This is a genomic window from Rothia sp. CCM 9417 (assembly GCF_048513575.1).
Classification (GTDB): Bacteria; Actinomycetota; Actinomycetes; order Actinomycetales; family Micrococcaceae; genus Rothia.
In genome coordinates this window covers 24,036-43,274 of the sequence record NZ_JBLXXT010000009.1, presented here as the reverse complement: position 1 = coordinate 43,274, position 19,239 = coordinate 24,036, and the positions used below count along the sequence as shown (strand labels likewise).

The window sequence follows — 19,239 nt, the reverse complement described above, 5'->3', positions numbered from 1 at the left end:
AACTTATGGACCAGGAGCTTTACTTTGATTTACTCAAGCGCGTTATTGCGGCTGAAAAGCGTATTGAAAATCTTGAGCAGGCGCTAGAGCATCGCGCAGGTGCCAATCCCGAGATAGCTACTCAGAAACCTGCCAAAATATCCACTAGACAGATTGCCCTGAACTTTGTGGCCGAGCAGGTAGGTACCAGGTTCCCTCAATTTCATTTGGTGGGTTCTGCTAGCCAGGGTAAGAACCGACTTCAAATCGTCAATGGATACGGTGAAACCAAAAATATTCTCCTTGCCTCATCTCGTAACCATGCGCGTAGCGTGAAAGTGGAGTTCGAGTCGTGGAACACTGTGGGTGCGTCTGCCTTGGAAGACAATGAGTTTTTTATTCTGAGTGCAGAGGGCGGGGAAGATGATCCTCACGTCTTCATTTTTTCTCAGGAGCAGATGCGGAACCTATGTTCCTTGAAGATGCCCGACCATGAGAATAAGTTCCGTTTTAAGATTGTTAGGGATAGGGCTGGGGTGTTCTGGGATCAGAACCCTCAGGATATTCCTACCGAGCCGATAGATATTACCTGGGCATACACGAAGTGGGATACATTGGCCTGGATCTAGTAACTTTTCTGTAGTGGAGGGGCTGTAGCTTACTAGGGCACCTTCCCTAAATTAGTACATATATTCTATAAAACATAGAATATATGTACTATTCTAGGGGTATGAAAGTTACCCTCCTTGCTCGGCTTTGCGCGAGTAGCCCCCTGCTGGTTCCCAGCCCCGATGTTGCTGTGCCAGCCGGCTTTCCCTCACCCGCCCAGGACTACCGGGCCACCAGCATCGACCTCAACGACATCCTAATTAGGGACCGCGCGGCCACCTATATTTTGCGCGTCACCGGCTCCTCTATGGTCGATGCGGGGATCGCAGACGGTGACGAAATTATCGTGGATCGCTCCCTCGAACCGGTAGAAGGCTCCATCGTCGTAGCCGCTATCGATGGCGAGTTCACCATCAAACGTTTCCACACCGACCGGGCAGGTCGCGGCTGGCTGCTGCCCGAGAACCCCGCCTACCCACCCATCCCTATCCCGCAAGAATCTGACTTCCTGATTTTTGGGGTTGTGACCCGCTGCCTGCACCATGTCTAACCTGATCTTTCATATCGATATCAACACCTGCTACGTCTCCTGCGAACGCCTGCTCGACCCTTCCTTGGTGGGCCGGCCGGTACTGGTGCTCTCCAACAACGACGGCTGTGTCATCTCTCTTTCGGCTGAGGCCAAGGCGCTGGGCTATCTTATGGGAACTCCCTGGTATCAGGTGCAAGAGCGCGCAGAAAGCCAAGGAGTCGCTGTACGCTCCTCAAACTATGAGCTTTATGGCGATATCTCCCAACGGGTTATGTCCGTCCTCCAAGAGCACGCAGCCGACTTTGAGCAGTACTCCATTGATGAGGCCTTCCTGACCGCGCCCGTGACCCAAGACCAGGCGCACCATCTGGCACACGCTATCAAAGCGGATTTAGCCCGCCGGGTGGGCGTCCCCGTGTGTGTTGGGGTAGCCCCCTCCAAAACGCTAGCTAAGCTGGCCAATAAGACCGCTAAAAAGGTGCCTGCCCTCAACGGTGTGTGCGTCTGGGGTCTGCTGCCTGCTGCGCGCAGGCAGGCCCTTCTGGCTGCTCTGCCGGTCTCCGAAGTATGGGGGGTGGGTAGGCGCACAACGGTGCGGCTCGAGAAGATGGGGGTTGCTTCCATCGCAGATCTTGCACAGTCGCCCCCAGAACTCATCCGCAAACGGTTTAGTGTGGTGCTCATGCGTACGGTCCTGGAACTGAATGGGGTCAAGGCTATCGAGCTTGAGCCGGAACGAGCCTTCAAAGAGCAACTGATTTATTCGCGTTCCTTTTCCACCCCCATAACAACCCGTGACCAGATGCACCAGGTACTCAGTATTTACGCTCAGCGGGGTGCTGAACGCCTGGTTGGCCACAGCCAGTTAGCAGGCCTACTCACGGCCTACTGCGGTACAAGCCCCTTTAGGGTGGGTCAGGCTCACTACCCCTCAGTGCAGGTCAAGCTCCCGGGAAAAACCGCTGACCCGCTGGTTCTTACCCGCGCCGCCCTCCGCCTGTTGGAACAGGTAGATACAGGGTATGCCTCCTATGTCCGGGCGGGAATTGTACTCAGTGACCTCGTGCCAGCGGGCCTTAACCTGCCGCTTGAAGGGCTGGCCTATCAGCATGAGGCCCAGGATATCGCCGGCTTAATGAATCGCATACGAGAGCGGTGCGGCCAGGCTGCCGTGGGTCTGGGCCTAGCTGGATTTTCCGCACCCGCAGACTGGGAAATGAAGCGCGACATGCTCTCACCGCGCGGGACAACTCACTGGGGTGAGTTAGTCCCTGCCAAAATCACCTAAACATGCGGTAGGCACACAACCGGCCCCGCAGGTAAAGGGCGGGGCCGGTTTGAAAATTGCTGTGGGGAAGCCTGGTTAGGCAGCTACTGCCCAGTGTTCTGAGAGCTTTGCGGTCAGCAGGTTGCGCAGAACAGCGACAAAGGGTGCTGGGATACGGCTGAGCCGGTGACCATTAAGGGTGAGAGTATGACCTAGCAACGGGAAATAGCTGAGCTTGGCCTGATCCAGCGTTTGAAGATCAAAAGAAAGGCTCTGCCCGGTCTGGAAAGTGTTGCGGAGCAGAAGTACACGTTCGTTGGTGATCACCATCAGCGTATCGCCCAAGCCACTGTATTTGCCGACAACAAAGTCCACAACAGTCTCACCGCGAACCATACTGTCCGCCATGTGGAGGGCCTTGTGGAATTTCTTGAGCCCACCGTGAGATGAATGACGCTTGACAGCGGAGCTGAGCGAGACGTTTGAGTACCTGTCGCTAACCCAACTTTCAAAATGCATAGCGGGCTTCCTTGTCTGAGGTGTACGTGCTGTTAGTCCTCTAGACACTATACACACATTATGTCCCCTAAAAGGTGGGTTTTTCTTATTTTTTGTCCCCAAAAGCGAGAGTTTGGTCTAGGTCCTGGGTTATTTTGTGGGGTAGGTAGCCGGGGTGGGTGCCATATGTTTTAGGGTGGGGGTGGCTACTGACAAGGAGATATATATTCAGAGTTCCTGGTCAGATTCAGCTAAACCAGCGGCAAATGTCTCTTCTTGGCCTGATGAAAGGTCGCGTAAAAATATGATCAAGCGCTTGACTGTACGGTGTGTAGATAGAGGCGGAACCATGCCACAATAGAAGGCGATGGCAACCTCTCACTTCTAGGGCTGGGCAGATTCATGAAACCACTGATTATCGGTATTGCTGGTGGCACCGGTTCGGGTAAAACAACCCTCACCAACTCCTTACTAGAGCGTTTTGACGGCCAAGTAGGGGTAATCTACCACGATAACTACTACAAGAGGAATGACCACCTCACCTACGATGAACGATGCCTGCTGAACTACGATGCACCGGAGGCTTTCGATAACGACCTGCTGGTGCAGCACCTCAAAACACTGCTGACCGGTCAGAGGATTGAGACGCCGGTCTATGACTTTGCTACCCACAACCGCTCCGATGAGACCATGGAAGTGGCTCCCCAGCCTATCCTTATTCTCGAAGGGATCCTGATTTTTGTGGAGCCCGAAATCAGGGAACTGTGCGATATCAAGATTTTTGTGGACACCGATGCCGATGTTCGCATTCTGCGCAGGCTTCGCCGAGATGTCATCGAGCGTGGCCGCACCATCGAATCGGTCGAGAGCCAGTATCTCACCACGGTCAAGCCTATGCATGAGCTCTACGTGGAGCCGTCCAAGAAGCATGTGGACATGATCATTCCAGAGGGCGTGAACATGGTAGCGCTCGATATGCTCTACCACCGGATTACCGGCCAGATCGAATCTGCACCCTAGAACCAGCGGGGGAGGAGCAACCCAGTACCTGACCCGCCCCGAACACCGAGGGGCCCGGCGGCTCGCACACACGCGAACCCACCGGGCCCCTCTTCACAGCTTGTTATTGTTTAGGCCTACTTGCCTGCCTTGAGGGCAGCCAGACGAGCCTCTAGTTCGGTCTGCTTACCCAAATCTTCAAGGTCATTGAACTGGGCATCAAGTGAGGAAGCCGCCAGTTCCTGCTCACCGCGTACACGAGCTTCTTCGCGGCGAACTTTCTCTTCAAAGCGGGAAATCTCGCTGGTAGGATCCATGACACTGAAAGACTTGAGCGCGTCATTGACCTGGGTTTGAGCCGCTGCGGACTTCTGACGGGCAGCGAGCTCATCACGCTTACGGGTGATCTCGCTAAGCTTTTCCTTCATCTGGGTCAGACCGGTCTTGAGCTGCTCCACGACCTGGGTCTGAGAGTCAATCTGTGGCTTGATAGAAGAGGCCGTGTTCTCTGCCTGGAGCTGGCGGCCCAGAGCCATCTTGGCCAGATTATCGAACTTATCGGCGTTAACGGTGTCGCCTGCGGCGCGGAACTCATCGGCCTTGTTGGAAGCGGCCAGAGCCTTTGAGCCCCATTCGGCTGCTTCACGGAGGTCTTCGGCGTGGTCCTCTTCCAGCAGGCGCAGGTTGCCGATGGTCTGAGCGACAGCCTGCTCGGCTTCAGCGATATTGTTGCTGTAGTCACGAACCATCTGGTCCAGCATCTTCTGGGGATCTTCAGCCGCATCAATGAGGGCGTTGATGTTTGCTTTGGTGAGCTGGGCGATACGGCTAAAAATGGTTTGCTTGGCCATGGAGTATCTACCTTTCGGTGGAGGGGTAAGCGAGAGCAGGCTTGCTACGCTCTAGTTTCTATTGTGTCAATAACGGTGCCTATTTGGGCCCTGGTGGGTGTGGGTTTTGCTACGTCCTGAGCGAAAACGGGCTGAACCCGGCGGTGGCAGGAGAGCTAGAAATTACCGCCAGCACCGCCACCGCTACCGAAGCCACCGCCACTGCTAAAGCCGCCTCCGCCGAAGCCGCCGCCGAATGACCCGCCACCCCAGCTACTGCCGGAGCTAGCCTGGCTACTTCCACCGCCTAGCAGAGTTCCCAGAAGAATACCGCCCAGCATTGCTGAGTTGGACGTGTTGCCCCTGTAGCCCCTATTGTTTTGGCTAAAGACATTAACGTCGTTTTCAGCAATACGCTGGGCATCTGTTGCCAGGCGGATCGCATCATTGGCATGGGAGAGGGCTGTGACAGGGTCTGAGGACTGAAGTTCTTGGGCTTCAGCCAGGTGACGTTCAGCTTCCCGTAGACGGGTCCGGGCTTCTGCCTTGACCCCGCCCCGGCGAGCCCACACGTATTCACCGGCTGAAGATACTCGAGCCTGGGCGGAGAGAAGCGTATGAGCTAGCTTCTCACGGGCGTTTTGCTCCTGCTCGTGAACCTGACGGACACCTGCTAGGGCCGCATCAAGTTCTGAGCGTACCTCGTGCAGGCGCTGATTGAGCAGGTAGGGGTCGATCAGGCCACCCGCGCGCTCAGCACGAATCTGACCGAGCACAGCCTGCACACCTGCGGCGGCACCCGATAGTTGGCTACTGCTTCCCGCGCCTGTACGAGCTAACTCTTGAGCCTGAGCAACGTCGCGCTCAGCCAGAATGAGGGCATCGTCGAGGGAGGCTGCCATCTTAGCTAGGTCAGTTTCGGCGTGGTGCACAGATTCAAGGAGCCCCTTGGCCTGGCCCAGGGCCTCTTCGCCAGCACGGAGCTCCAAGATCGCTTGGCTCCTATCGGTTGCCAAAAGCTCCTGGGCCTTCTGAGCTGAGCTACGGGCAAACTCAAGGCGTGACTGTGCTTCTTCGATGTTGTCGGCTATAGCCCCGTAAGCGCTGGGGGCGTAGAGGCCTTTGAGCCTGCCCAGAGCTGCTTGAGCGGGGGCGAAGAGCGGGTCAACTGCCCTGATCTGCTCCTTGAGAGTGGCAAGCACCTGGGGCGCATTTTCTTCGAGCTTTCGCAGCTTGGTAAAGTTCTCGACCTGCTCGTTGAGAGAGGCCTGGGCTTGCTGGGTTCTGCTGATAATCTCTGTCAACCAGGCTCGCTGGTCGGCCTCGGTATCGGGGATATCGTCTTCAAGCTGTTTCTGGAGCTGGAAAGACTGCTGCATATGCTCTTTGGCGGCCTTAATAGCGTTGAGGAAGGGCGCTACTTCCTCCTCCCCGTACTGGAGGCGCGCGAATTCAACTTCTTGTAAGGAGTGGGCAATAGCGTCATCGGTGCTCACAAGTTGCTGACCGGCCTGGGTTCGTAGCTCTGCTAGGGAGGGCAGGGGGGCCTGCGGTGCCGCGGTGCCACTTGGCTGACCTGCATGAGGGGTTTTAGACGAACGTTTTCTGCTCCACAGCAGTGCTCCTGCACCGCCCAGAACACCAACGCTAATCAGTGTGGTTGCTCCCACCGCTACAGCTCCGGTGGAGGTGCCTGCGGCCCCGGATCCAAGCTGGGACTTTATCCCGGTGACTGCGGCCTGGGCGGCGGCCTTGTAATCAGATTTTGCTAGCTCAGGGTAGATGTAGTCCTGATAAATTTTTTCTTGCTCTTTGGCGGAGAGTAGCGAAGTTGAGCCTGCTAGGAAGTAGGCTTGGCGGTCCTCAGTAGCGATGACCAGGACAACATCGTTGGTTCCCATGTTGTTGAGAGATGCAAATTTTTCAACCCACTGGCCCGATGAGGTTGGGCTTTCAAAAGCATCAATTGTTACGACGAAAAGGTTGACCTGGTCATCGGTGGCAAGTTGCTGGATAGATTCTTTGAGGGCGGAGGTGTCACCCAGGGATGAGGTGGTGTCGCTGACTCTTACCCCCGCATCCAAATCGTAGGGGGCGGCTGCGAAAGCGGCGGGCATAATACCTAACCCAAGGGAAGAAACCAGCAGGGCTGTGGCAAGGTGCTTGCGGGGCATGGGAACTCTTTTCCGGGGAACAGGCAAACGGTATGGACTATATTCTATCCTTGGGGCTGCCATCTTGGGCAGAGTTCTGGCTGAGGCTCGCAGGTGATACACGGCCCCGCTCTTGGGTTTTCTCTATGGAACCCTGCAGTCAACATACAGCTTAGTTACATCTCTATCCCAGAACTGTGAAGCATAGTAGAAGCAGCTGAAAAATATGCGAGTAAGTAATTCGCACTAAAGAAAGTTGTTAACTGCCATGTCGAATAACCCTTGGGAACAGGAAAACTTGCAGTCTGCTGATGACCGTACTGTGCCACTTAACAGCGAGCACATTCAAGCGGTGGGTGCGCAGCAAGCACAGCCCCATAATGCGCAGAACCCGATTCAAGGCCAGGTAGATCCGAGCTCGGGAGCTTCCTATCAGCAGCCGGCACCGGCTAGGGGCGCACAACCTGCACATAATCATCAGGGTGCATCAACTGCCGGAAGTTATAACTATGCACATGCAGTGCAGGGACAGCCCCCTTCCGCACAGGCCTACCCGCAGAACTACTATGCGCAGGTGGCCCCTGCTAAGAAACACTCCACTACGGCTCTCATTTCTGCGGCCGCTATTGCGGCCCTGATTGGCGGTGGCGTGGGCGGCGGGGTAGCGGCTACTCTGGGAGCACTGGGTTCGGCCAGCATCACCAGGACCAGCGCCGGAACCACTATCGTCAATAACACTGACTCGGTGAACGCCGTAACCGCTGCTGCCGCAAAGGCTATCCCCTCGGTGGTGACTATTTCCGCAAACACTAGGAGCGAAGCGGGATCAGGCTCCGGGATCATCCTGGATGACCAGGGGCATATTCTCACCAACACCCACGTGGTCACACTGGACGGGGCAACTTCTAAGGCAAACCTAGAAGTCCAGCTCTCAGATGGTAACGTTCGTGCGGCCACGGTGGTAGGAACTGACCCGACCAGTGACCTAGCGGTCATCAAGATAAGTGATACTAGCGGGCTGAACCTGACACCTGCAAGCCTCGGGGACTCGGGGGCACTGAACGTGGGTGATACGACCGTTGCTATCGGTGCGCCCCTAGGGCTTTCAAACACGGTGACCACCGGTATTGTGTCCAACATGGTGCGAACCATCGAGGTGGCATCCTCAGCCGCCAAGGACTCCAACAGTGACTCGGGCAGTAGCGACCCCTTTGGCGGATCCCCTTTCCAATTTGAAATGCCAGGCCAGCAACGCTATTCCAGCTCAAATACCTCCAGTATCTCGCTTAATGTCATCCAGACCGATGCCGCAGTTAATCCCGGCAACTCTGGTGGTGCGCTGGTTAACTCTGCCGGTGAGGTTATTGGCGTGAATGTGGCTATCGCTTCAACCGATACCAGCACTACTTCTAGCAGCGGCAATATTGGTGTGGGTTTCGCAATCCCTATTAACTATGCCAAGCGTGTAGCCAACGAAATTATTGAGAGTGGCTCAGCTAGCCATGGCATGCTGGGGGCTTCTGTCACTACATCACCGGCCAATAAGGACGCTTCAGAGTCCTTTGGCGATGGTGCCCTGATCAAGGAGGTTACCAGCGGAGGTGCCGCTGAGAAAGCCGGGCTGGAAAAGGGCGATGTAGTTACTGCAGTTGATGGGCGAACCATTAGCGAAGCAACCGAGCTGACAGCCGCAGTCCGTGAGGCCGCTGCCGGTCAGACTGTTACCCTCACCGTTGAGCGTAAAGGGTCTTCCCAGCAGGTTGAGGTGACCCTGGGGCAGGCTACCTCCTAGAGGGTTCCTCCGGCGTAGCCGTGCTGGCGCCAGGCCTCAAACACCGCGATAGATGCGCTGTTAGCCAGGTTCAGTGAACGGCGGCCCGGGACCATAGGGATTTTGACACGCTCGGTGATGTGCTCATCGTCCTGAACATACTGGGGGAGACCCACAGATTCAGGGCCGAACATGAGCACGTCACCGGGCTTGTAGTCTATCTCGGCGTAGTTTGTTGATGCCGTTGTGGTGAATGCAAAAACTCGGGCGGGGGCCAGCACTTCCCAGGCGTCTTCAAGGGTTTCGTGGACGGTCATGACCGCTAGATCGTGGTAGTCCAGGCCCGCGCGGCGCAGATGGGCATCCTCAAAGTTAAAGCCTAGGGGCTTGACCAGGTGCAGTTCGGCGCCTGTGATGGCAGCTAGTCGGATAGCGTTACCGGTATTGCCGGGAATTTCGGGGGCATAAAAAAGAATTTTAAACACCCCACCAGTGTACGTGCCCCCAATACCTTCCACCGTGAACCACCCCATAGAGGTCAGAGCCCGGCGGGGAGTATGATGGAGGGCTGATACTTTTCGCCCACGCTTTGAGAGGCAGGCCTATGCCCCGGGTCTACATGGACCACGCCGCCACTACCACTGTTCTTCCCGAAACCGTACAAGCGGTGACCGAACAGATGTTCACAGGCGGTAATCCGTCATCTCTCCACTCAGCTGGCCGCCGCGCCCGTGCGGCAGTGGAACAGGCTCGTGATCGTGTTGCCCGTGCCCTCAACTGTGACTCTGCGGAGGTTATTTTTACCTCGGGCGGGACCGAAGCCGATAACCTAGCGGTCAAGGGCCTCTACTGGTCGAGGACCAAGGCTAACCGAGCCGCCTGCAGGATTATTGTCTCGGCGATTGAACATCACGCGGTAGGTGATGCTGTGGAGTGGCTAGAGACCCACGAAGGTGCTGAACCCGTGTGGATTTCTCCCAACTCAGAGGGCATCATTACCCCCGAGGCTGTTGCCCAGGCTGTGGGGGAGAGCCCCGATACGGTTGCGCTGATCACGGTCATGTGGGCTAACAACGAGATGGGAGCAGTCCAGCCTATTGCTGAGATCGCCCAGCTGGCCAAAAGCCACGGTATTCCTTTCCATACCGATGCGGTCCAGGCTTTTGGTGCCCTAGATATTGACTTCCGGGCTTGCGGTGCCACGACCCTGGCTATTTCCGGGCACAAGATTGGTGGCCCCATGGGTGTGGGTGCCCTGATTGCTACCCGCACTGCGCCCCTGGCTCCTCTGCTTCACGGTGGCGGGCAGGAGCGCTCTGTGCGCTCCGGTACCATCGATGCCCCCGCTATCGCAGGTTTTGGTGTGGCCGCTCAGTCTGTGACTGACCACCGCGCAGAAGAAAGCCGCCGACTGGCGAATCTGCGGAACCTGCTTATTGAGGGTGTGCGTCATGCTATCCCCGAAGCCACCCTAAACGGCCCCGAACCCGAAAATTCTGAGCAAATCGCTGACGGTGCTTTCCGCCGGCTCCCGGGAAATGCACACTTTACTTTCCCCGGGTGTGAGGGCGACTCTCTGCTCTTCTTGCTCGATATGGCCGGTATTGAATCATCGACAGGTTCCGCCTGTAACGCCGGTGTGCCTCGACCCTCCCACGTTCTTTTGGCTATGGGAGTGGATGAGGGAATTGCACGGGGGGCCCAGCGGTTTACCTTAGGGCACACCAGCTCAGAAGCCGACGTGCAAGCCCTGCTTGGGGCTCTACCCGCGGCTTGGGAACAGGCTAAAAAAGCAGGCATGGCCGCCCAGGCCCCTGACTCCCAGCGCTGGAACTAAAGACTTTTTGACAACCTATAAGGAATGACCCCATGAAAATACTTGCTGCTATGAGTGGCGGCGTAGACTCAGCCGTAGCCGCCGCGCGCGCTGTTGAAGCGGGCCACGATGTGGTAGGCGTACACCTGGCGCTTTCTCGTATGCCCGGAACCCTCCGCACCGGCTCACGCGGCTGCTGCACTATTGAAGACTCTATGGATGCCCGCCGGGTCTGCGACCAGCTCGGCATCCCCTTCTATGTCTGGGACTTCTCCGAGCGCTTCAAAGAAGATGTAGTCGATGACTTCATCAGCGAATATGAACAGGGGCGGACCCCCAACCCCTGCATGCGGTGCAACGAGAAGATTAAGTTTGCTGCCCTGCTCGAGAAGGCTGTGGCCCTGGGCTTTGATGCCGTTGTGACCGGCCACTACGCCAAGGTCATTACTACCGAGGGCGGCAACCGCGAACTGCACCGTGCTGCGACCTGGGCCAAGGACCAGTCCTATGTTCTGGGTGTGCTGACCCACGAACAGCTCAAGCATGCCTGGTTCCCCTTAGCCGATACTCCCTCCAAGGATCTGGTGCGTGCTGAGGCCGCCGAACGCGGGTTCTCCGTGGCCAAGAAGCCGGACTCCTACGATATTTGTTTTATCCCCGAGGGCGATACTCGCGAGTGGCTCGAAGAGCACATTGAAATGACCGAGGGCGCTATTAAGGACACCGAGGGGCGAGTACTGGGCACCCACCGAGGTGCTCAGGCCTTTACCGTGGGCCAGCGCAAGGGCCTGGCTATTGGTCACCCTGCTGCAGACGGTAAGCCCCGCTTCGTGCTTGAAATCCGCCCCAAAACTAATGAGGTTATCGTGGGGGGCAAGGACCTGCTTGAAATTGACGAGATTCGCGGTATCCGCGAAACCTGGGCAGGCCTACCCGTCCAACAAGCCGCACACTTTTTGGCCCTTGACCCTGTGGAGGGCGCACAGAGTGGGTCTTTTGAAGTGACCGCCCAGGTGCGGGCACACGCAGATCCGGTGCCCTCCACCGCCCACCTAGAATGGGTTGCCGATGATGAAGCCGCTGAGCCTGGTGCCCTGCGCCTAGAGACCGTGGTGCGCCTGCACGATAAGCTTCGCGGCGTTGCCCCCGGGCAGACCATGGTGCTCTACCAGGGCACCCGGGTATTGGGCCAGTCCACTATCGCTCGGGCCTACTCCCTGGACCGCGCGGACATCACTGCTCCCTAAATTCACGTTCCATACCGTGAAATGATGGGATTCACTCCTGCACCCAAGGCCCACCCGCGCCCTAGACTAAAGACATGAGCCCAAGAGAAACTTCTGATGACGTGCAAGCCCACGCAGATTTTAATCCCCGAGCAACATCCATGGAGGGGGTTGATCCTGCCGTCTTGGACAAGCTTTTGACTATGCGCCAGACTATCGACAATATGGACGCTGCCCTGGTCCATATCCTGGCAGAGCGTTTCCGCGCCACCCAGCGAGTAGGGCACCTTAAAGCCGCCCATAGCCTGCCGGCAGGGGACCCTGGGAGGGAAGAAGCCCAGATTAGGCGCTTGCGCGGCCTGGCCGAGGCTGCTGATCTGGACCCGGAATTTGCAGAAAAGTTCCTAAACTTCATCATCTCCGAAGTTATCCGCCACCATGAAAAGATAGCGGCTGAGACTGAAATTCAGCAGCCCAATCACCCCTAGAAAGGTCAACCGTCCGTGCATCGTGCCGCACCAGCCCTCTACCTGCCAACCGATGCAGAAATGCTCGCAATCCGTAAGGACAGCGAAAAACCCCTCACTTTCGAGAAACATCTCACGGTCAGAGCGAGCGGTCTGGGTAGCTGGGCAGGGGAGAACATCTTTGACGCAGTCACCAGGATCCGAGGGGAGCTGGGGGAGCCTCACATTAGCTATCTGCCTGACCTACCCGGTAGGGGCTACCGGGCCAGCCTGCTGGCCAGAACCATCGCGGTACTTGAGGGGTTGAGCGCCGATGCTACAGCCAGTGGCTGGCGGATAACCAGCGGTTTTGCCGCTGAGGGGAGCTCAGCCCGGAGCCTGCTGGAGTCGGATATTAATGTGCTTGCCGATGTGGTCGGAAGGGAATCTGGGCTGTCGGTCTCACCGCTCAAGATAGGCTTGTTGGGGCCACTGAGCCTGGCTGCTAGCACCTACCTCACCAATGGCGAGCGACTGATCTCGGATCCAGGTGCGCGCACCGATCTAGCGCAGTCGCTGATGGCGGGGCTGGATCACCTCACCCGCCAACTGCGGCAGGCTGTTCCTGGCGCGCCGCTAGTGATTCAGTTTGATGAGCCGCTTCTCACCCCTGTGGCAGCTGGAACTATCCCTACCTCGAGTGGCTACCGTACCTTGCGGTCGGTGCCCCGGCATGAGCTGGTTGCTACTCTGAACGAGCTTCACGGGGCTACAGCGGCCTTGGAAGCTCAGCCCCTTGTACGTACTGATCTGTTGGCACTTGACCCCGAAGTCCAAAGGGTTATTGCCACCCCTGTCGTCGATATGACAGGGAGTAAGACAGCTGACTGGGAGCCGCTTGCCGCGCGGCTTGAAGCCGGTGGCGGTCTTTACCTTGAAACCGCTGATCCAATCACTCGCACTGCCAGTGGGGATCTGGCCCGTAGCCTGTGGAAAACCTGGCGTGATTTGGGTCTTCACAAGGCGCTTCTGAATCAGATGATTTTGACTGAACGCGGTGATTTAGCGACCACCGACCCTGCTCGTGCCACTACCGTTTTGGGGCATCTGACCGATACCGCCCGCGCTCTCTCCGAAATTGCCCAGGAAGCCTAAGCCTCCCCCTGAACCTGAGCTCACACTCACCGGGGGACAAACCGGTTACACTAGGGAAAGGCCTGCATCACACCCCCTCTATCCAGGAGAACACCCGTGAAAGAAACCATCCTTGTAGTCGATGACGATGACGCCCTCTCAGAGATGGTCGGTATTGTGCTTGCTCAAGAAGGCTACGAAACGGTCTTCTGCGATTCCGGTGACCGGGCTTTTGAGGCTTTCGTCAACAATCACCCCGACCTGATTTTGCTCGATTTCATGCTCCCCGGTATGGACGGTATCGAGGTGTGCACCCAGATTCGTAGTGAGTCTGAGGTTCCTATCATTATGCTGACCGCCAAGGGCGACACCGAGGACGTCGTCAAGGGTCTTGAGGCTGGTGCCGATGACTACATGACTAAGCCTTTTAAGCCAGCTGAACTGCTGGCGCGTGTGCGTGCCCGCCTGCGCCCCCGCGAGGAGCGTCATAATGAACCCTTGCGTATTGGCAACCTGGTCATCGACCTAGCAGGGCATACAGTGACCCGTGATGGGCAGGGTATTCCGCTGACACCGCTGGAATTTGAGCTTCTGGCTAACCTGGCCCGCCAGCCAGGCCAGGTTATGACCCGTGAGGCCCTATTGGGCAATGTATGGGGCTACGAAAAGACTGTGGACTCCCGTCTGGTGAACGTTCATATTCAGCGTCTTCGAGCCAAGATTGAGCGTGACCCGGAGAATCCCGAAATTGTTCTTACTGTGCGTGGGGTGGGCTATAAGGCTGCCTCCGACGGGCACCGCTAGGCAGTGACTTTCCTTGTCTGTTACCTCTGAACCGCAGTCAGTAGAGCCTCCCGCTCGTTCACACCGTTTGAGGCTTCTCCATACTGTTCGCAGGTTGTGGCAGCAGTCGCTACAGTTCCGTGCAGTGGTGGCTTCAGCCTCGCTCCTGCTGGTGGCCTTCATCTTTGTGGGTTCGTTTATTTCTCACCAAATAGCGAACTCACTTTTCCGGGGAAACCTGGCCCAGGCTCTTGAAGAGTCAGCTGCGGGTTTCAGTAGTGTGCAGACCCTCATGAACGGTTCTGATGCAACCGGCCGTACCGAGATCCAGCGAGATGTGAGGCGCTTTATCACGGTCTTGGAGACCAGCAGCGCTGATAGTAACCGCCATTGGGTTCTTCTCAAAGACCCTAAGGCTCCTACAGATGGTTTTATTACCGAGCAGTCGCAGAGCAAGGAGGTGACGGGGGAAGACATTCCGGCTGACCTGGCTACGAGTGTGAGTGAGGGGTCAGGTATCTACTGGCAGTCCTCACAGGCCACCTGGGATGATGGACATACAGCGCCGGTGCTGGTGGTAGGCACAAAGGTCTCTATACCGCAGAACCCTGATTACGCTATCTACTTGGTCTATGACCTGTCGGCTTCTCAGGCTACCGTGCAGTACATCAATTTGGTGGTCTGGGTCGGGTTCAGTATCTTGCTGGTAGTAGTTTTGACTATCGTGTGGATGATTGCCCGTTTGGTTATTCGACCCATTAGTTCTACCGCTATTACAGCGGAGAAACTGGCTGCGGGGGATCTCGACCAGCGTGTTCTGGTCCGGGGGCAGAACGAGACTGCCCGTTTGGGGCTTTCCTTCAACCGAATGGCTGACTCCCTGCAGGATCAGATTTCCCGGTTGGAAAAGCTTTCGACCATGCAGCAACGTTTTGTGTCGGATGTTTCCCATGAGCTGCGGACCCCATTGACAACGGTTCGCATGGCAGCGGATATGTTGCACGATAACCGTGAGAATATGGAGCCACTCTACAAACGTTCTACCGAGTTGCTCTATAACCAGGTGGACCGCTTCGATTCCCTGCTGGCAGATCTCCTTGAAATTTCGCGTTTTGACGCTGGATCCCAGACCCTAGAAATCGTGTCGGTGGATTTTATGGCTGTGCTTGATGAGGTGCTCAAAGCGGTTGAACCGCATCTGATGCGCACCAATACCGAACTCACAGTTCATACTGACCACACCGAGATCATGGTTGATATGGACCACCGACGGATTGAGCGTGTTCTGCGGAATCTGCTCTTTAACGCGGTAGAGCACTCAGAGGGTAGACCTATTGATGTGTATGTGGATGCCACCGAAACCACTCTGGGCCTTGCTGTCCGTGACCACGGTATCGGTTTGAGCCCCGAGGAAACCGAGCAAGTCTTTAACCGTTTTTGGCGTGCGGATACTTCGCGCAAGCGCACCCTGGGAGGTACCGGGCTGGGGCTGTCCATTGCAGCAGAAGATGTACGTCTTCACCAGGGCCTGCTAGAAGCCTGGGGTATCAAGGGAGAGGGCGCCTGCTTCCGCATGACCATTCCTGTTGACCAGGACCTACCGATGGGTCCTTCGCCTGTCTTGCTGAGCGGTGAGCCTCTTGCTCCTGAGCCTTTGGCTCTGGAGGCCCGACCGCTAGAAGGAAGCATCGACGAATACGACCGACCGGAGGCCACCGATGGCTAAGATCTCACGCCGCACCGCCCTTAGCATGACTTTGAGTTCCTTAGTTGCATCTGTAAGCGCCTGCGCTACGATTCCAACTGACGGTGAGGTCAACCATTACGCTGACCCGCAGGCGACGGGTTCAACTGCTGGTGCCTCTGCCGGTCCGCAAGGCCCTCAGCCGGGGGCCAGTCCTTCAGAGATTATTGAGGGGTTCTTACACGCTGGAACCGGTGTGAACGACGATTACAGTGTTGCCCGCCAGTATCTGACTAAAGACCTGGCACAGTCGTGGCGACCCGATGGCAGGACCCTGGTCTATAACTCATCCTTTGCAACCAGGGCGACCGGGGAGAATAGCTATGTGGTTGCGGTGCCCACCAGCACTGAGATTGATAACAGGGGACTGGCTACCTCATACACGACCTTTACCGATACCGAAATCGAGTTCTCTTTGGAGAAAGTGCAGCAGGAATGGCGAATTTCTGCGGTGCCTGACGGAACGGTTCTGAGCCGCACTGAATTTGGTGAGGTGTTCAATCCTTTTACTCTCTATTTTTACGACCCGACTTTCACCTATGCGGTGCCCGATATCCGATGGTTTGCTGAACGCTCGACGATCGCTACATCGCTCATTCGGGTTTTGTTAGAGGGACCGGCCCCCTACCTTGAGGGCGCGGTGGTGACTGCTGTGCCGCAGGAAACTCGCCTGGCCATCAACTCGGTTCCTGTGGAAAACGGGGTAGCTGATATTCAGCTGGCTGGTGGTAATGCTCTGGTCACGGCAAGTGCTTTGGAGACTGAGCGGTTAAGGACTCAGCTCACTCAGGCTCTGTCGAACCTGGCTACGGTTGCCTCGGTTCAGATGAGCATCAATAATCAGGTGGTAGCTGCCCAGAAACTCGAGAACTATAAAGAACCCACCATTAATGCTGTGGTGTCAGGAGCCGTGGTGGGGATTGAGAACAATCGGCTGGTAAGCCGGAGCGCTTTGGTCGATACAGCTAGCCAGCAGACTATTGTCGAGGGCGTAGCCTACGGCGCTATTACACAGCCAGCAATGAACTACACCCGCAACTTTTATGCCTACACAAATGCTGGTCGCAACGAGATATGGCTGGCCAATTCAAACCGGTCTGGTTCTATTCACCGGGGGAATGGCATCTTGCAACCAAGTTTTGATCACCTGAATTGGCTCTGGCTGGGTGAGCAAGGTGGAAGGGTGAGGGCTTACCCGGCTGGCCAGGAAAATGGTGAGCTTCTGACGGTCAAGACATGGCTAACGGAGGAAACCGTGCACAGCCTTGCGATAGCTCGTGACGGTAGCCGTGCCCTTGTGGTGACCTCCGTTGGGGGGAATGACTACGCCGCTTGGGTTTCTGCTATCCGCCGGGCATCTGATGGTACACCGCAGGAGCTCATGGCCCCGGTACGTATTGGCTCGGATATTAATCCAAGGGGCGCTGAATGGCATACCGATGAAGAGGTTTTCCTGTGGAATACCGAAACCACTCAAACCGAAATTGTTTCGCTTTCTGGGCATAGTACCCAGTACGATCCGCTTCAGGGAATAGTGCGTATTGTGACGGGTAACGGGCTTGATCAGGCTGTAGCGATGACTGATGAAAACGGTCTGTATATTGTTGCCGGTAGGAGCTGGACCAGGATCGAGACTAGCCTGAGTGAAGTGAATTACTCTGGCTAAAGGTGTTCCCGGTGTACACACCCCTGGCTGGTTTTCATAGACCCAGGAATACTTCAGGGTGTGCATTACCTCTTCCAAAGACATGAGACGAGACCTGCTGATAAAGGCCTTCTGGGGCACCTGAGCCAGACTGCTGAGCTCTTTTTCCCCAGGGTCTGCGCTAGTTGCTGGGCTTTTGGCAGGACTATGCAAGGCTCTGGGGCGCTTTGCCCGCTCTGTGACCGATTGTTGCGCCTGGCAACACTGGCGGTTGAGCCCACCGCTGTTGCCTATGCGCGCTTACCGATTTATACGGCTGGCCGGTATGAGTACGAGCTGGCACGCTGTATTCTGGCTTTCAAAGACGGTGGCAGAACCGATCTAGCCCCTTACCTTGTGAGTGCGCTCAACCGTTCTCTGCTTGCGCTACTTGCGGGAACTGGAAGCCGGTCTAGCGGCCGCCCTCTGCACCTGGTTCCACTGCCGTCCAGTAGAGCCGCAACCCGCCGTCGGGGTTATGCCCCTGCACCTCTTCTTGCCTCGGCTCTGGTGCGTGCTGTGCGAGGGCAAGTGGATGTACGGGTCCTGCCTGCCCTTGAGCCGGTCCCTACCTGGTGCAGGCCAGGGGTGGGGCATCGTACCGGTGCGCAAAAGACCCTGAGTAAGTACGACCGCCAGCGGGCGATGAACGGAAAGCTACGCTTAGGGCAGCCGCTCTTCCACAGCCTGGGGCGTTCATATAAGCTAGCTGGTGCCCGCTGCATACTGGTCGATGATGTGGTCACTACGGGCGCATCGTTAGCAGAAGCCCAGCGTCTCTTGCGCCAGGCCGGGGTGCTGGTGGAAGGGGCTATCGCCGTGGCTCGGGTCCCTCGTGTAGACCTTGCTGACACATGATAGGTTTAGAGCACTTTAGCCCCGTAAAATACGACTGAATTTGCCCGACAAGCTCCCAAGGCAATGACTTGAAACACAAATAGGCGTAAAGTTGCAGTAAGGAATCCACAAGGCAGATTCCCCAATACGAGGCAGTCACAAGGCCCCGTATTCACCCCCTGAGAATGGAGGGAATTGTGGAATTCAAGATCGTCGGTCGCAACGTCAAAGTGGGCCAGCGTTTGCAGGAATACATTGAAAGCAGAATCACCAAGTTTGAAGTTTTGGGTGATAATGTCACCGATATTGAGGTCAAATTCACCAGGGAAAGCGAAAGCGGCCCGGCCTCAATCCGAGCGGAAATAACCGTTATTGGTCGTGGTCCTATCCTGCGTGCAGAATCAACTGGCCAGGACAAGTTCGCTGTCTTTGACGAAACCTACGGCAAGCTCCTTGAGCGCCTGCGTCGCGCACGAGATCGTCGCAAGACCCGTCGCGCCGGTGGCAAGCACCCCGTTTCTGTAGCCGAGGCAACCGGCTCAATGCCTATCATTACCGAAGAGGTTGCGCTCACTGAGATTCGCACCGATGAACTACCGGTTGAAGAAGCCGCATTCGCTGGTGAGTATGACCTGCACGATGAGGTTTCTTCCCCCATCGAAATCAGAAAGAAGAGCTTCCCCGCAGATCATCTGACAGCAGAAGAAGCTGTTGACCGTATGGAGCTGGTTGGCCACGATTTCTTTCTCTTCGTTGACCGCGAAACAGGTGCACCGGCAGCCGTCTACCGGCGTAAGGGTTGGTCCTACGGTGTCATCCTGCTTGAAGATACCGAGAGCTAAGCTCTTCTGAATCGCCCCATGATGGCTCCCTCCCCAATGATGGGGAGGGAGCCATTGTATGGGGCCCTGGTTACTCTCAGGGCTACCTG

18 protein-coding genes are annotated in these 19,239 nt (G+C 56.6%); 14 read left to right on the top strand and 4 right to left on the bottom strand.

The features are described from left to right. The first annotated feature begins 5 nt into the window (after positions 1–5). The 3 genes from ACN082_RS09200 (at position 6) to ACN082_RS09190 (ending at position 2,408) form a co-directional block, all read left to right on the top strand. A complete protein-coding gene (locus ACN082_RS09200) occupies positions 6–608 on the top strand; it encodes a hypothetical protein (protein WP_419100562.1) in 603 nt (200 codons plus the stop codon). Between the two features lie 101 nt (positions 609–709). Further along, the gene (locus tag ACN082_RS09195) at positions 710–1,138 is read left to right on the top strand and encodes a LexA family protein (protein ID WP_419100561.1); all 429 of its coding nucleotides are present in this window, start codon (positions 710–712) and stop codon (positions 1,136–1,138) included. Beyond that, a complete protein-coding gene (locus ACN082_RS09190; RefSeq protein WP_419100560.1) occupies positions 1,131–2,408 on the top strand; it encodes a Y-family DNA polymerase in 1,278 nt (425 codons plus the stop codon). The genes ACN082_RS09195 and ACN082_RS09190 overlap by 8 nt, the downstream gene beginning before the upstream one ends. 75 nt (positions 2,409–2,483) lie before the next feature. Here ACN082_RS09190 and ACN082_RS09185 read toward each other — a convergent pair whose 3' ends face one another. After that, positions 2,484–2,906, bottom strand: a complete 423-nt coding sequence (locus ACN082_RS09185) for a hypothetical protein (protein WP_419100559.1) — start codon at positions 2,904–2,906, stop codon at positions 2,484–2,486. A gap of 381 nt (positions 2,907–3,287) precedes the next feature. On the opposite strand from ACN082_RS09185, the gene udk reads away from it, so the two are divergent. After that, complete coding sequence (udk, locus tag ACN082_RS09180; protein ID WP_419100558.1) at positions 3,288–3,905, top strand: uridine kinase; 618 nt, start codon at positions 3,288–3,290, stop codon at positions 3,903–3,905. Positions 3,906–4,021: 116 nt separating this feature from the next. Here the strand turns inward: udk and ACN082_RS09175 are convergent, their stop codons facing one another. Both ACN082_RS09175 and ACN082_RS09170 read right to left on the bottom strand, forming a co-directional pair. Then, positions 4,022–4,735 (bottom strand): PspA/IM30 family protein, encoded by a 714-nt coding sequence (locus ACN082_RS09175; RefSeq protein ID WP_419100557.1) that lies wholly within the window; start codon positions 4,733–4,735, stop codon positions 4,022–4,024. A gap of 155 nt (positions 4,736–4,890) precedes the next feature. Continuing rightward, positions 4,891–6,888: a TPM domain-containing protein gene (locus ACN082_RS09170; RefSeq protein WP_419100556.1), complete on the bottom strand. Its 1,998-nt coding sequence runs from the start codon at positions 6,886–6,888 to the stop codon at positions 4,891–4,893. Between the two features lie 247 nt (positions 6,889–7,135). Here ACN082_RS09170 and ACN082_RS09165 point away from each other — a divergent pair, with 247 nt between their 5' ends. Then, on the top strand, positions 7,136–8,659 hold the full coding sequence (locus tag ACN082_RS09165) for a S1C family serine protease (protein ID WP_419100555.1): 1,524 nt from the start codon (positions 7,136–7,138) through the stop codon (positions 8,657–8,659). Here the strand turns inward: ACN082_RS09165 and ACN082_RS09160 are convergent. After that, on the bottom strand, positions 8,656–9,123 hold the full coding sequence (locus ACN082_RS09160) for a tRNA (cytidine(34)-2'-O)-methyltransferase (RefSeq protein ID WP_419100554.1): 468 nt from the start codon (positions 9,121–9,123) through the stop codon (positions 8,656–8,658). The genes ACN082_RS09165 and ACN082_RS09160 overlap by 4 nt on opposite strands. A gap of 119 nt (positions 9,124–9,242) precedes the next feature. Here ACN082_RS09160 and ACN082_RS09155 point away from each other — a divergent pair, with 119 nt between their 5' ends. The 9 genes from ACN082_RS09155 to hpf all read left to right on the top strand — a co-directional run bounded on the left by ACN082_RS09155 (position 9,243) and on the right by hpf (position 19,150). After that, positions 9,243–10,475: a cysteine desulfurase family protein gene (locus tag ACN082_RS09155; RefSeq protein WP_419100553.1), complete on the top strand. Its 1,233-nt coding sequence runs from the start codon at positions 9,243–9,245 to the stop codon at positions 10,473–10,475. Positions 10,476–10,507: 32 nt separating this feature from the next. Beyond that, positions 10,508–11,701, top strand: coding sequence for a tRNA 2-thiouridine(34) synthase MnmA (gene mnmA / locus ACN082_RS09150; RefSeq protein ID WP_419100552.1), 1,194 nt, complete (start codon positions 10,508–10,510; stop codon positions 11,699–11,701). Positions 11,702–11,775: 74 nt separating this feature from the next. Further along, positions 11,776–12,168 carry a chorismate mutase gene (locus tag ACN082_RS09145; RefSeq protein WP_419100551.1) on the top strand — a complete coding sequence of 131 codons (393 nt, stop codon included), beginning with the start codon at positions 11,776–11,778 and terminating at the stop codon, positions 12,166–12,168. A 15-nt stretch (positions 12,169–12,183) separates the two neighbouring features. Further along, positions 12,184–13,281 (top strand): hypothetical protein, encoded by a 1,098-nt coding sequence (locus tag ACN082_RS09140; protein ID WP_419100550.1) that lies wholly within the window; start codon positions 12,184–12,186, stop codon positions 13,279–13,281. Between the two features lie 96 nt (positions 13,282–13,377). After that, positions 13,378–14,064 carry an MtrAB system response regulator MtrA gene (gene mtrA / locus ACN082_RS09135; protein WP_419100549.1) on the top strand — a complete coding sequence of 229 codons (687 nt, stop codon included), beginning with the start codon at positions 13,378–13,380 and terminating at the stop codon, positions 14,062–14,064. Between the two features lie 13 nt (positions 14,065–14,077). Further along, a complete protein-coding gene (gene mtrB / locus ACN082_RS09130) occupies positions 14,078–15,769 on the top strand; it encodes an MtrAB system histidine kinase MtrB (RefSeq protein ID WP_419100548.1) in 1,692 nt (563 codons plus the stop codon). Then, positions 15,762–17,453 carry an LpqB family beta-propeller domain-containing protein gene (locus tag ACN082_RS09125; protein WP_419100547.1) on the top strand — a complete coding sequence of 564 codons (1,692 nt, stop codon included), beginning with the start codon at positions 15,762–15,764 and terminating at the stop codon, positions 17,451–17,453. Before mtrB ends, ACN082_RS09125 begins: the two co-directional genes overlap by 8 nt. A 186-nt stretch (positions 17,454–17,639) precedes the next feature. Continuing rightward, a complete protein-coding gene (locus tag ACN082_RS09120; RefSeq protein ID WP_419100546.1) occupies positions 17,640–18,329 on the top strand; it encodes a ComF family protein in 690 nt (229 codons plus the stop codon). Between the two features lie 176 nt (positions 18,330–18,505). After that, positions 18,506–19,150 (top strand): ribosome hibernation-promoting factor, HPF/YfiA family, encoded by a 645-nt coding sequence (hpf, locus tag ACN082_RS09115; RefSeq protein WP_419100545.1) that lies wholly within the window; start codon positions 18,506–18,508, stop codon positions 19,148–19,150. Positions 19,151–19,239 lie beyond the last annotated feature (89 nt).

What these genes read in the sequence shown, in the direction of transcription:
- ACN082_RS09200 (WP_419100562.1), top strand. Translation starts at nt 6, where the DNA reads ATGGACCAGGAGCTTTACTTTGATTTACTCAAGCGCGTTATTGCGGCT.
- ACN082_RS09195 (WP_419100561.1), top strand. Translation starts at nt 710, where the DNA reads ATGAAAGTTACCCTCCTTGCTCGGCTTTGCGCGAGTAGCCCCCTGCTG.
- ACN082_RS09190 (WP_419100560.1), top strand. Translation starts at nt 1,131, where the DNA reads ATGTCTAACCTGATCTTTCATATCGATATCAACACCTGCTACGTCTCC.
- ACN082_RS09185 (WP_419100559.1), bottom strand. Translation starts at nt 2,906, where the DNA reads ATGCATTTTGAAAGTTGGGTTAGCGACAGGTACTCAAACGTCTCGCTC.
- udk (WP_419100558.1), top strand. Translation starts at nt 3,288, where the DNA reads ATGAAACCACTGATTATCGGTATTGCTGGTGGCACCGGTTCGGGTAAA.
- ACN082_RS09175 (WP_419100557.1), bottom strand. Translation starts at nt 4,735, where the DNA reads ATGGCCAAGCAAACCATTTTTAGCCGTATCGCCCAGCTCACCAAAGCA.
- ACN082_RS09170 (WP_419100556.1), bottom strand. Translation starts at nt 6,888, where the DNA reads ATGCCCCGCAAGCACCTTGCCACAGCCCTGCTGGTTTCTTCCCTTGGG.
- ACN082_RS09165 (WP_419100555.1), top strand. Translation starts at nt 7,136, where the DNA reads ATGTCGAATAACCCTTGGGAACAGGAAAACTTGCAGTCTGCTGATGAC.
- ACN082_RS09155 (WP_419100553.1), top strand. Translation starts at nt 9,243, where the DNA reads ATGCCCCGGGTCTACATGGACCACGCCGCCACTACCACTGTTCTTCCC.
- mnmA (WP_419100552.1), top strand. Translation starts at nt 10,508, where the DNA reads ATGAAAATACTTGCTGCTATGAGTGGCGGCGTAGACTCAGCCGTAGCC.
- ACN082_RS09145 (WP_419100551.1), top strand. Translation starts at nt 11,776, where the DNA reads ATGAGCCCAAGAGAAACTTCTGATGACGTGCAAGCCCACGCAGATTTT.
- ACN082_RS09125 (WP_419100547.1), top strand. Translation starts at nt 15,762, where the DNA reads ATGGCTAAGATCTCACGCCGCACCGCCCTTAGCATGACTTTGAGTTCC.
- ACN082_RS09120 (WP_419100546.1), top strand. Translation starts at nt 17,640, where the DNA reads ATGCAAGGCTCTGGGGCGCTTTGCCCGCTCTGTGACCGATTGTTGCGC.